General features: G+C 73.0%; 12 protein-coding genes. 6 read left to right on the forward strand and 6 right to left on the reverse strand.

The features are described 5' to 3' along the window. Positions 1–134: 134 nt before the first annotated feature. Positions 135–1,700 carry a hypothetical protein gene (locus tag AB0Q99_RS19620; protein WP_363573432.1) on the forward strand — a complete coding sequence of 522 codons (1,566 nt, stop codon included), beginning with the start codon at positions 135–137 and terminating at the stop codon, positions 1,698–1,700. A gap of 19 nt (positions 1,701–1,719) precedes the next feature. Here the strand turns inward: AB0Q99_RS19620 and AB0Q99_RS19625 are convergent, their stop codons facing one another. Next, entirely contained in the window at positions 1,720–2,112 is a 393-nt protein-coding gene (locus AB0Q99_RS19625) for a hypothetical protein (RefSeq protein WP_363573434.1), read from the reverse strand. Between the two features lie 84 nt (positions 2,113–2,196). On the opposite strand from AB0Q99_RS19625, the gene AB0Q99_RS19630 reads away from it, so the two are divergent. From AB0Q99_RS19630 to AB0Q99_RS19645, 4 genes are all read left to right on the forward strand, one after another. Continuing rightward, positions 2,197–2,793, forward strand: coding sequence for an XRE family transcriptional regulator (locus tag AB0Q99_RS19630; protein WP_363573550.1), 597 nt, complete (start codon positions 2,197–2,199; stop codon positions 2,791–2,793). Positions 2,794–2,856: 63 nt separating this feature from the next. After that, positions 2,857–3,885, forward strand: coding sequence for a signal peptidase I (gene lepB, locus AB0Q99_RS19635; protein ID WP_363573436.1), 1,029 nt, complete (start codon positions 2,857–2,859; stop codon positions 3,883–3,885). A 151-nt stretch (positions 3,886–4,036) separates the two neighbouring features. Further along, positions 4,037–4,354: a hypothetical protein gene (locus AB0Q99_RS19640; RefSeq protein WP_363573438.1), complete on the forward strand. Its 318-nt coding sequence runs from the start codon at positions 4,037–4,039 to the stop codon at positions 4,352–4,354. Positions 4,355–4,449: 95 nt separating this feature from the next. Continuing rightward, positions 4,450–5,109 carry a zinc ribbon domain-containing protein gene (locus AB0Q99_RS19645; protein WP_363573440.1) on the forward strand — a complete coding sequence of 220 codons (660 nt, stop codon included), beginning with the start codon at positions 4,450–4,452 and terminating at the stop codon, positions 5,107–5,109. 105 nt (positions 5,110–5,214) lie between these two features. On the opposite strand, the gene AB0Q99_RS19650 is transcribed toward AB0Q99_RS19645, so the two are convergent. Further along, on the reverse strand, positions 5,215–6,672 hold the full coding sequence (locus AB0Q99_RS19650) for an LCP family protein (protein WP_363573442.1): 1,458 nt from the start codon (positions 6,670–6,672) through the stop codon (positions 5,215–5,217). A gap of 406 nt (positions 6,673–7,078) precedes the next feature. On the opposite strand from AB0Q99_RS19650, the gene AB0Q99_RS19655 reads away from it, so the two are divergent. Next, positions 7,079–7,483 (forward strand): hypothetical protein, encoded by a 405-nt coding sequence (locus tag AB0Q99_RS19655; protein WP_363573444.1) that lies wholly within the window; start codon positions 7,079–7,081, stop codon positions 7,481–7,483. A gap of 110 nt (positions 7,484–7,593) precedes the next feature. Here AB0Q99_RS19655 and AB0Q99_RS19660 read toward each other — a convergent pair whose 3' ends face one another. From AB0Q99_RS19660 to AB0Q99_RS19675, 4 genes are all read right to left on the reverse strand, one after another. Further along, on the reverse strand, positions 7,594–8,571 hold the full coding sequence (locus AB0Q99_RS19660) for a ParB N-terminal domain-containing protein (protein WP_363573446.1): 978 nt from the start codon (positions 8,569–8,571) through the stop codon (positions 7,594–7,596). A 493-nt stretch (positions 8,572–9,064) separates the two neighbouring features. Beyond that, the gene (locus AB0Q99_RS19665) at positions 9,065–10,483 is read right to left on the reverse strand and encodes a hypothetical protein (protein ID WP_363573448.1); all 1,419 of its coding nucleotides are present in this window, start codon (positions 10,481–10,483) and stop codon (positions 9,065–9,067) included. Positions 10,484–10,528: 45 nt separating this feature from the next. Next, positions 10,529–10,816: a phosphopantetheine-binding protein gene (locus AB0Q99_RS19670; RefSeq protein WP_363573450.1), complete on the reverse strand. Its 288-nt coding sequence runs from the start codon at positions 10,814–10,816 to the stop codon at positions 10,529–10,531. 117 nt (positions 10,817–10,933) lie between these two features. After that, complete coding sequence (locus tag AB0Q99_RS19675; RefSeq protein WP_363573452.1) at positions 10,934–11,614, reverse strand: 2OG-Fe dioxygenase family protein; 681 nt, start codon at positions 11,612–11,614, stop codon at positions 10,934–10,936. Positions 11,615–11,747 lie beyond the last annotated feature (133 nt).

An 11,747-nucleotide genomic window follows, 5' to 3' on the forward strand; every position in this document is an offset into this window, starting at 1 on the left:
ACTAGCGTCGCGCGGCGGAAGACCAGGCAGCACAGAGAAACGGTTCTGCGCTCGGGCTCGTCTTGGGCGCCCGGCTCGGCCGGTGCGTCCGGGAGCCCCGGCAGACCGTGCCACGGGGGAAAAGGACGGTGGTCATGGCGACCTCCACGCAGCGCAGGGCGGCCGGCTCGAAGCAGAAGACCCCGGACAGGCCGCCGGAGGGAGCGGAACCCGCCCCGCCCGGCGCCCCGGCCCGGGTCGGCTCCGCGGCCCGAGTCGGCCACCGCATCCGAACGGCCGGCCGCCGGCTCCGAACGGTCGGCAGCCGCGCCTACTGGACCACCCCGCGCCTGGTGCGCGGCCTCACCGCACTGAGCCTGGCCGCCCTGCTCGGCCTCGGTGTCACCGCCACGGCCGTGCTGGCCGGGGCCCGCGACGGCACCGACGCCATCGGCCACCGGGCCGCCCCGCAGGCCACCCGCGCCGCCGACCTCTACTTCGCGCTCAGCGACATGGACGCCCAGGCCGCCAACCTGCTGCTGGTCGGCGCCGACCCCGACTACACGACGCTGCGCAAGCAGACCCTCGACACCTACGAGCAGCGCCGCGCCCAGGCCGACGACGACCTCCAGCAGGCCGCCCAGGCGGCCGCCGACGACCCGGCCGCGCAGCGCGCCGTCCAACTGGTGCTCGGCCGGCTCGGCAGCTACGAGGCCCTGGTGGCCCGGGCGGAGCTGCTGGAGGACCAGGCCGGGCCCCCGGCCGGGCAGCCCGCGCCGGCCGCGCTGGAGACCTACCGGCAGGCCACCGACCTGCTGCGCCGGCAGCTGCTGCCCGCGGCCGACCAGGTCACCGTCGGCAACGACGCCGTCGTCGAGCGCGTCTACCAGCAGCAGCGCGATGCCCTGGGCAGCGGCTGGTGGTGGCTGCTCGCCGTCGGCGTGGCCACCCTCGCCGTGCTGGTGGGCCTCCAGCGGGCCCTCGCCGTGCGCTTCCGCCGGGTGGTCAATCCGGCGCTGGCCGCCGTCACGCTGCTGACCGGTGCGGCGCTGGTGGTCGGGCTGAACCTGACGGGCCGGGCCGAGGACCACCTGGTCACCGCCAAGAGCAACGCCTACGACTCGGTGATCGCGCTCAGCCGGGCCCGCGCCGTCGCGTTCGACATGAACGCCGACGAGAGCCGCTACCTCATCGACCCGACCCGCGCCGTCGCGTACGAGCAGATCTTCCTGGAGCAGACCCAGGCGATCGCGCGCATCGAGGGCACCACGCTGGCGGACTACGACGCCCGGCTGGCCGAGGCGGCCGGGCGGTACCGCGCCGACCACACGGTGGTCCCCTTCGGCGGCTACCTCGGCAGCGAGCTGCGCAACATCACCTTCGCCGGGGAGCGGGAGGCCGCCGAGCACGTGCTGGACACCTTCCAGCAGTACCAGCTGACCGACCGCAGGATCCGCGAGCTGCGCACCGCGGGGAAGCTCAAGGAGGCCGTCACCCTGAACACCGGGCTCTCGAAGGGGCAGTCCAACTACGACTTCGAGCAGCTGGGCAACGCGATCGGGGACACCATCGCGATCAACTCCGGCGCGATGGACCGGGCGGTCGCCGAGACCGACAACGACCTGGACGGCACCACGGCGGCCCTGGCGGCGGGCGTGCTGGCGGTGGCGCTCGGCCTGACCGCGGCCGGGGTGCGGCCCCGGCTGCGCGAGTACCGGTAGCGGCTTCCGACGGGACGGGTCAGGAGGACCGGCCGAGCCGCTCGTACTCGGTGTCCGGGTCCCGTTGGCGCCGGTACTCGACGTGCAGCCGGACGGTGGCGTCCTGACCCTCCGGCCTGTCCGGTCCCGCCGGCCCCGTCGGCTCGGCCAGTTCGGCGAGCGGGCCCAGGCCGGCCGGCAGCGGGCGCGGCTCCGGCCACTGCTGGGCGAGGACGGCGAGCGGGGTGCCGTCGGCGGCGCGCACCACCCAGGTGGCGCGGCCGCCACCGATCAGCGGCAGCCGGGGCCGGGGGAGTCCGAGGGCGACGAGGGCCGCCGGGAGGTCGAGGCCGTCGGGGAGGAGGACCTCGGCGTGCGGGGCGTCGGCGTCGTCGCCCGCCGCGACGCCGTCCCGGGTGAGGAGGATACGCATGACGCGAGGATAGGCCGCATCCGGGCGGTCCTCACCCAGCTGCCGGATTGACAAACACCCTTGCCGTGGCGGCACATGGCAGACATGGTCGACGAAGAGTTCGAGAACGTCCTCACCACGGTGGGCCCCCGGCTGCGGGCGCTGCGCCGGGAGCGCGGCACCACGCTCGCCAAACTGGCCGCCGCGACCGGCATCTCGCTCAGCACGCTGTCCCGGCTGGAGTCCGGACAGCGCAAGCCGACCCTGGAGCTGTTGCTGCCGCTGGCCCGGGAGTACCGGGTGCCGCTGGACGAACTGGTCGGCGCCCCGGCCACCGGCGACCCGCGGATCCACCCGCGTCCGGTGACCAGGAACGGGCAGACGATCATCCCGCTCACCCGCCACCTGGGCGGGATGCACGCCTTCAAGCACATCGTCCCGCCGGGCCGGAACACCGAGCCCGAGCCGGAGCTGAAGGTCCATGAGGGCTACGAGTGGCTGTACGTGCTGTCCGGCCGACTGCGGCTGGTGCTCGGCTCGCGCGACCTGGTGCTGACGGCCGGTGAGGCCGCCGAGTTCGATACCCGGACCCCGCACGCGTTCGGCAACGCGGGGCCCCAGCCGGTGGAGTTCCTCAGCCTCTTCGGCCCGCAGGGCGAGCGCATGCACGTCCGGGCGCGCCCGGGAACCTCTGTTCGGTAGGTTCGTTCCTGACAGGGGGTCTTCTACGTGGCTCCCGTCTGGCCGTCGGGAGGGGCCGAGGACATGAGTGTGCAGCAGAGCGCGGAGTCCGGCGAGAGTGACGGAGCCGGGGAGCGCGACCGGGCCGGGGACGGCCGGCCGGGTGCGGGCGCCGGCGCGGCCTCGGAAACGGGTCCGACCACGGCCTCGACCTCGGGCAAGACCTCAGGCGAGACCTCGGGCCCGGGCGCGGCCGTGGGCACCGCTTCCGGCGCGGCCTCGGGGGAGGAGCCGGACGAGGAGGCGAAGCGCCCGCGGAAGAAGCGCCCGTTCTGGCAGGAGCTGCCGATCCTGCTGGTGATCGCGCTGCTGCTCTCGCTCGGCATCAAGACCTTCTTCGTGCAGGCCTTCTCGATCCCCTCCGGTTCGATGGAGCAGACCCTGGCGATCGGCGACCGGGTGCTGGTGGACAAGCTCACGCCGTGGTTCGGTGCGAAGCCGGAGCGCGGGGAGGTGGTGGTCTTCCGCGATCCGGGCGGCTGGCTGGAGGGGGCTCCGACGGCCGACGGCGACTCCTTCACGGGCTCCGTCCAGAAGGCGCTGAGCACCGTCGGCCTGATGCCCTCGGCGGACGAGAAGGACCTGATCAAGCGGGTCATCGCGGTCGGCGGGGACACCGTCCAGTGCGAGGCGGGCGGCCCGCTGAAGGTGAACGGCGTCGCGCTGGACGAGCCGTACCTGTTCCCCGGCTCGACGCCGTGCGACAACGACCCGGTCGGCACCGTCACCGTGCCCAAGGACAAGCTCTGGGTGATGGGCGACCACCGCAACAACTCGCGGGACTCCCGCTGGCACCACAACGTGAACGGCGACGGGTTCGTGCCGGTGGACAACGTGGTCGGCCGGGCGTTCGTGGTGGCGTGGCCGCTGTCGGACTGGTCCACCCTGCCGGTGCCGGACACCTTCGACAAGGTGCCGGCCGGTGCGGCCGGAGCCCCGGTCGAGGCGCCGACGGCCCCGACGGCCCCGACGACGCCGTCGGCGCTCGCGCTGGCCGGGGTCGTGCCGGTGGCGCTGTGGCGGCGCCGACGGTCGGCGCGCAAGGGCCGCTGAGCCCGGCCCGGCCCGGCCAGGTTCGGTGGAATCCCTCCCGCCATTCTCTACACGCCTGTAGAGTCCGGAGGGTGTGCTGCACCCCGGCCGCGACGGCCGCCCCGCACCGGGTGACCGCCCGGCCGGGGCCGGGTCGGGAGGCGGAGCCGTGATGGAGAGTCAGTGCGGTCCCCGGAACGCCGGGGAGACGGCGGGCGGGAGCGACCGGGAGGCCCGGGCCGAGCAGGAGCCCGGGGAAACCCGGGACGGCAGGGTCGACCCGGCCGAGCGCGAGGTCCAGTGGGTCTACCAGCCGGTCGAGGTGGACCTCGGCGACGGCCGCTGGGCGCTCGGCCGGATCAGCGGCTGGTGGCAGGACGCGGCCGGCCGCCGCTGGTGCCGGCTGCGGGTCGGCCGCAGCGGCCGACCCGCGTGCTGGGAGCGGTTCGACCCGGCACGGGTGCTGCTGCTGCCGGTGTCGGGGCTCTGAGCAGCCGGATCGGCCATACTCGGCGGAACCGTTCGGCGAGCCCCGTCGTCCCTGGGGACGACCGCCGACACACCACTTCACGGACCGAGGACGACGTGAGTTCGGAGATCTACTTCAGCAACAACTACCGCGACCTGTGCGAGCAGCACGGCACCGGCGCGGGGTTCCAGTTCGAGTTCTACTGCTACCGCTGCTCGGACACCTGGCGCTCACCGTTCGAGGCGTTCCGGACCGGTCAGATGGCAGGGTGGATAGGCAAGGGCGTCAACGCGGCCTGGAACCTGATCGGAGGCAGTGCCAACACCATCAGCAACGCCGCCGACGGTCTGGCCGGCCACACCTGGGGCACCTCGCGGGACGAGGCCTTCCAGCGCGCGATCGCCAACGCCCAGACGCACTTCAACCGTTGCGCCCGGTGCACCCACTACGTCTGCGGCCGCTGTTTCAACCCTGGGCAGGGCCTCTGCTTCAACTGCGCCCCGGACACCGCGGCGGAGGCCCAGGCGGCCCAGCACCGCGGCCTCAACGACATGGTCACCGAGCGTGCGTACAGCGCCGGCCAGCAGGCCGGTGCCGGGTTCGACGTCAACACGCCGCGCCAGCTGGTCTGTCCGCAGTGCCGGACCGAGACGCACGGCACGCCGTTCTGTCCGGGGTGCGGCTTCCGCCTGGCGCAGCCCGTCCAGTGCACGAGCTGTCACCAGGACGTCCCGGACGGTGCCGCGTTCTGCCCGACCTGCGGGACGAGACGCTGACGCGGCGCCGCACGGAGACGGCGGGGCGCACCCGGACCGAGCGGTCCCGGGGGCGCCCCGCCGTCGTGTGCGGGGTGGGCCGAGCGCGCGGCGCCGGCCGCCGGCTCAGCCGTACGAGACGTTGGCGCAGGGGTCGTCGTCCGCCGAGCGGGCGGTGCCGCTGACGCTGGTGGGCAGCGGCGCCGGGGCGGCAGTCGTGCCGGGGGAGGAGCCGGCGCCGCCCGCCGGGTTGGCGGCGGCGAAGTCGTGCCCGAGGACGACGCTGATGCCGTGGCCGCCCGGCTGGACGCTCGCGCCCGGGAACAGCTTGGCGACCGCCGCGGCGGAGTCGTGCTCGCCCGTGCCGTACTCGACGACGGTGGTGCCGCGGGCCTTGCCGGTCGCGTTGCCGACGGTGGTGACGGTGTACCCGGCGCCCTTGACGGTCTCCGCGGCCTTGCCGCCGAGCCCGGCCTCGCCGGTGCCGTTGAGCACGGAGACCTTGACCTCGGCGGCCCTGGCGTCCGGGGCGGCGGTCGGGGTGGGGGTGGCCCCGGCGGTGGGGGTGGAGCCGGCGGCGGCCGGCGCGCTCGCGTCCTGGCCGTCGATGGTGCGGTCCGCCTTGAGGGCGGCCCAGAGCTGGTCCACGTCCGGGTGGACCAGGGCGACCCGCGGGCCTTCGTAGCGCCACGGTGTGGTGAGGAACTTGACGTCGTGCAGGTCCACGTCCTTGAGGGACATGGTGAAGTCGAGCAGCTTGGCGGCCGAACCGAGGTCGGGGTCGACGGTCAGCGACTTGGTGGCGGCGTCGGCGAGCGGCAGCAGGGCGGCCGGGTCCATGCCGCGGGACTTGACCTCCTTGATGAGCGAGGAGAGGAACGCCTGCTGGCGCTTGGTGCGGCCGATGTCGGAGCCGTCGCCGATGCCGTGGCGGACCCGGACGTAGTCGAGCGCGGCCTGGCCCTCGACCTTCTGCTTGCCCTTGGCGAAGAGCAGTTTGCCCTTGTGGCCCAGATTGGGGTTGAGGTCCCCCTCGTGGATGTCGTTCGGCAGGCAGACCTCGACGCCGCCGACCGCCTTGGTCATCGCGGCGAAGCCGTTGAAGTCGACCACGATGGTGTGGTCGACGCGCAGGTTGGTCAGTTTCTCGACGGCGTTCTGGGTGCAGGCCGGGTTGCCCTGCTCGGTGTCGCCCACCGAGAAGGCGCTGTTGAACATCGCGTTGGTCTGTTCCTTGGTCCACTTGCCGTTGGGCAGCTTGCACGACGGGATCGTGACCAGGGAGTCGCGGGGGATGGAGATGCCGACGGCGTGCTTGTGGTCGGCGTAGACGTGCAGCAGGATCGCGGTGTCCGAGCGGGCGCCGCCGTCCCCGCCGCCGCCCAGGTCGTTGTTGCCGTTGCCGCGGCTGTCCGAACCGATCAGCAGGATGTTCACGGGGGTGCGGCCCTGGGCGTCGGGGGCCGCGGCATCCGGGCGGTTCTTGCTGACGGCATCGCGGTCGAAGGTGGAGATGTTGCTGTTCAGGCGGTAGTAGAGGGCGCCGCCGCCGAGGACCGCGAGCGCGGTGCAGCCGGCGGTCACCCAGAGGACCTTCTCCTTGGTGCTGCGTTTGGGCTTCTTCTTCCCCCGGCCCGCCGGACGGTCGTCCGCTATGTCGGCTGCATCCCTTTCGCCCCGGTCCGGAGCGGCCTTTCGGCCCGCGGCCCGGCGTCCGCCCGCCCGGTGCGGCGAAATTTCGGCGTCAGGGGAACCCTTGCGGCCAGGCACGTCGTCATCCTCCACAGTTGCCACGGAATCCCCGTCGGAGCGGTGGGCTTGCGCGGCCCGGGGCCGGAGCCGATCGGGCGGGGCCCGTCGCTAAACTTTTACACCGCTGTAGAACTTCAGTGGAGCATACTAGCCGCGGATGAGAAAACCACCTGGTCAGACCATGAGAATTGGCCGACCGGGCTCGCCTGCGCAGCCCCGAACCCGTACGAGGAGCACGATGACTCACCGGATCGCACGTTCGATAGCCGGCGCCCTGGTGGCACTGCTGGCCGCCGTCGGCCTGACCGCCGCGGCGTCGAGCGCGACGGCGGTGGCCGCACCCCGAACCGTCGCTGCCGTTGCCGCCGCCGCACCCGGCACGTCCGACCCCGGTGCCCGGTCGGTCCCGCCGGCTGCCCCGGCTGCCCCGGTCGCCTCGGTCGCCTCGGTCGCCTCGGCCGCCGACCGGGCGGGTGCCGATGCCGCGCACCTCGCGGCCAAGGACGAGAAGAAGAAAAAGGGCTTCTTCGCCAAGCTGGGCAAGTTTCTGCTGGTCGTGATCATCCTGATCGTGCTGTTCATCGCGCTGCTGGTCTTCGGGATCATCTACGCCGCGAAGCGGATCTTCGGCCGCCGCAAGTAGCCGGACGGGCGCGGGCGGCACGAGCGACGTCCCGCCGAAAGACCACCGCACGGCTCCGGACCCGGAGCCGTGCGGTGGTCTTTTCGCGCCCGCCCGGTGGCGGGGCGGGGTCAGCCGGTCTTCGGAATCTCCCGGCATTCCTGCTGCTGTTCCACGTCGTCGGCGAATTCGGCCCACCAGCGGCTGCAGCATTTCGCCATGGCGGCGATGCGGGCCTTGTTGTGGGCCGGGAGCGATCTGATGAGATTGGCGCGCTTCTCCTGGCTGATGGCGTGGAAGCTGAGCCAGCGGAGCAGGAAACGGCCGCTGCCGGTCAGGCGCAGTGACGGGTCCTTCTGCAGGCTGGTGAGATCCGAGACGTAGGACCCGTCCATCGGGTCGGGACCGGTGGTGGGGGGCTGGGGCCGGTCGAGCGGTCCGGCCGCGCTGTCCGGGGTCGGGCGGGCGGGGTGGGGGCCGGGCAGGAACCTGGCCGGGACCGGGTCCTCGCCGCGGCTGAGGCGGTTGCGGACGTCCCGGGCGGTCCCCACGGAGATCCCGGCGCGCCTGGCGATCTCGCGCAGGCTCAGGTTCGGCTCGGCATCGATGAGTTCGCCGGCGCGCCGCCGGCCGGCCGCGGTGTTCAGGGGACGGACCCGGCCGTCGCGGCCGATCCGGGCCTGGTCCTCGGGCCGGTGGTCCGGCAGCGCACTGGCCCGGATCCGGGCGACCGTGGGGGCGCTGAGGCCGGTCATCCGGGCGACGGCCCGGTCCGACCAGCCGCCGCCGGACTCCAGGATCCGGGTGGCGGCGGACTCCCGGTCGGAGAGCGTGAGCGGCAGCCCGTGCGTCACGTTCAACTGGACGGCACGGATGAAGGCCTCCAGCTCGGTGCCGTCGAAGTACGTGACGGGCACCTCGGAGTCACCGCGTGCCTGGGCCACCCTCAGTCGGTGCATCCCGTCGATGACCCGCATCGATCCGCGGTGCACCAGGATCGGCGGGAGGGCGGCGTCGGATTCGGTCAGGAGTCGGATGTGGTCGGGGTCCTCGCCGTCGAGCCGTGGGGAGTCGGCCGGCCGGAGCCGGTCGATCCGGACGGTTTCCACCGTCATGTTCCAGGAACGGCGAGCGATCAGTACGGCACTGTCTGTCGTGGGGGTCGAACGCCCTTCGCTGAGCAATTTCACCTTCACAGGACGAGTGGAAACTGCGGGGAATTATCGGCGATTGAATTCGCCTGAATGTGGCGGCATGTCGGGTGGGGCGACCTGCGGTAAAAACGTGGGGCGACTTCCGGTGCCCCCGGGCGTGATTCACCTCCTTATCGGAGCGTAATTTGCAGGCGCAAGCATGTCAAGAGAGATCCACAACGGTCTCGTCGGGCCTCATTTGCGCTGGTGGGCGGGGTCGGTCGGTGGTCGCGGCGGGTACCCAGCAAATTCGCCGCCAAACCGGCACGATCCGGCCGGTCGATTTTGGGCGAATCGCGCCGGTTGTGCTCGGTCGGAGATATCACGGGAAGATCTCGGGCGTTGCGGGAATAAAATGCCAATGGGCCGGGATCGGGTCGGGCGGCGCCGGTCGGTCAGCGACTGGCGATCAGCGTCGGGCGGGCACGTCGCCGTCGCCGCCCGGCGCGGCCTCCTGGTGGAACACGCAGCCGACCCACCCGTCCGGGGACTCCGTGATCACGCCGGCCTCCGGGGCGTCGCTCGCCCGCAGGTAGCACCCGCCGTACCCGTCCGAGCCGGTGACCGAGGGGTCGGTGACGAACACCCCCCAGTTCAGGTGGAACGCCCGCTCGCCGCCGTCCGGTGCCGGGAACACCTCGGGCACCGGCGTCACCCGCCGCTGCAGCACGTACGGCCCGCCGACCGCCCGTCGGACGCGGTCGAGCCACTCCGCGGGCGGGACGGTCCAGCCGGGCAGGACGCCGATGCCGCTGTGGGAGAGCACCGGTTTGAGGACGAGGTTCCGTTGCTCGGCCCGGGCGTAGGCCTCCGCGTCGCCCACCGAGCCGTCCGGGAGGCGCAGCCGCGGTCGCAGGAAGCGGGTCCACGGCAGGAGGCGGTCCAGGCAGGCGCGCTCGGCGGCGTCGAGGGTGTCGCGGTGGCGGTCGTCCGACAGCAGGGCCAGCGCCCCTTTGTTGCCGTACAGTTCGGCGTCCAGCCGGCTGATCAGCCGGACCGCGCCCGACTCGACGGTGCGCAGCAGCGGCTCCAGCAGGGCCTCGTCCTGCGGGGTGCGGACCTGCTCGATCAGGAACATCCGCAGCACGGCGTCCACCGGCCGGCCCTGGACCTCCAGCCGGCCCGCGCGCTCGACCAACTCCCCGACGTGGCAGGGCACGGCCTCGATCCCCGCCTCGTCCAGCAGCGAGGCGAAGACGTGCAGCCAGAGCTCGAACGTGGCGAAGTTCGTCGGCCAGTCGGCCAGTGCCACCACCGGCCGCTCGGGCAGCGGACCGCACTCGGCCCGGACGATCGCGGCGAGGTGCCGCACGGTGTCGACGTACCCGAGCCGGTGCTCGGCGGCGAACCGGGCCAGTGCCGGGTGGTCGAGCAGGGCCCGGTTGAGCAAGGCGTTGTTCGCCCCGCCGAGGGCGCTGGAGATGTTCAGCTCCAGGAGCCGGAAGCCCTCGGCGGCGCGGTAGAGGTCGGCGCGGGCCAGCCGGGCCGGCGGCGGCCCGGTCGCGGCGCGGCGGGCGAGCCGCGCCTGCGGGGCCGTCACGCCGAGGGCTTCGGCCAAGGCACCGGTGTCACCGCCGAAGCGGCGCTCGGGCAGTCCGGTCAGCAGGCGGTGGAGCGTGCCCAGGTCCTCGGCCAGCGCGGCCCGTTCGGCGGCGGAGAGGAACACCGGCGTGGGCAGGAACCGCCCGTGGTAGGTGATCCGCAGCAGCCGGCTGGCGTCGACCCCCCTGGTCAGGTCCTCCACCCGGACCGCCGCGCGGGCCAGGTGCTCGCGGTAGGCGCGGCCGAGGCCCGAGCGTTCGGGCGCGCCGCAGTGATCGATCTCCATCCCCGTCTCCCCCGTTGGTGGTGCTGTTCTCCGGCCGGCGGCCGCTCAGGACTGCCCGCGCTCCGTCAGGCTCGGCCGGGCCGGGGCGGGCGGCGCCGACCGCAGGGCCTCCGTCAGCCGGGCCACCGTCGGCGCCTCGATCACGGTCCGGACGCTGATCGCCAGCCCGAAGACGCTCCGGATCCGGTTGACCAGGCGGAGCGCGTCGACGGACTTGCCGCTGAGGACGAAGAAGCTCTCCTCGTCGTCGACCCGGTCCAGTTCGAGGATGTCGCACCAGATCGCGCGGACGAGGTCACGGGTGGGCGTGGGGGCGGGGTGTGCGGGGCTCATGGCGGCGGTCTCCGTCAACAGGGCTACGGGGGTGGGGTGTCGAGAGCGCGGGGTGCCGGGGGTGGGGTGCTGGGTCCGGGGCCCTGGGGCGGGGCGTGGAAGGCGCGGTCGCCGGGGTCAGCAGAACTCGAGGAAGAACATGTCGCGGTGCCCCTCGACGGCCGGCGGGGCCGACCGCACCGGTGACGCGGAGTGCAGGCAGGTGCGGTCGTCCAGGAAGATGAACTCGCCCGGCTCGGTCAGGGTGTGGGTGAGCACCGGCGTGCCGGCGTTGTCGTACAGGGTGCTGGACCCGCCGGAGACCCCCTGGCGCGCGACCAGCATCATGACGATGTGCTCGACGCCGTCCCGGTGCCGGCCCTCCGGAGTCGGATTCCCGGACTCCGCCCCGGTCGCGGTGATCCGGTGCTGATGGATGTTCACCCGGCGGACCGGGGGAGCCGGCCGGTCGCCGGGCGCGGTCCGGGCGAGGTGCCCGGCGAAGCGCTCCAGCAGCCGGCGGAGCACGACGGTGTCCAGCAGCCCGGGGTCGACCGGCTCGAACCGGCGGACGACGCCGCCGTTGAGCCGGTTGATCTCCTTGCTCTGCAGAAATCCCCCGTGGTCGAGCCGCCGGATCGTGCCGCCGTCGAGTTCGTGCGAGATCGTGGAGTATTTCCGGCGCCGATACGTTCCCCCGTCCCCCATGTGCGCATCGAGTGGCAGATCCTCCCAGAACCGACTGAATGCGTCCCAGTCGTCGGAATGCCAGAGCGGATCCTCGCGAACATTGCCAAGCGAAAAGATTGGCTCATCCATTCTGCCCAGACTCATCGCGGACCGAGGCGCTGTCAAGAGTCGTCGGATCGAGCGGCGGGGGTGCGTTGTACGCCGATGGAATTCGCGCGGGAATTCACCTATGCTCGCCCTTTACGCTGGCGGGCCGGGGGCG

It is taken from the genome of Kitasatospora sp. NPDC086791, assembly GCF_040685975.1.
In the GTDB taxonomy this organism is placed as follows: domain Bacteria; phylum Actinomycetota; class Actinomycetes; order Streptomycetales; family Streptomycetaceae; genus Kitasatospora.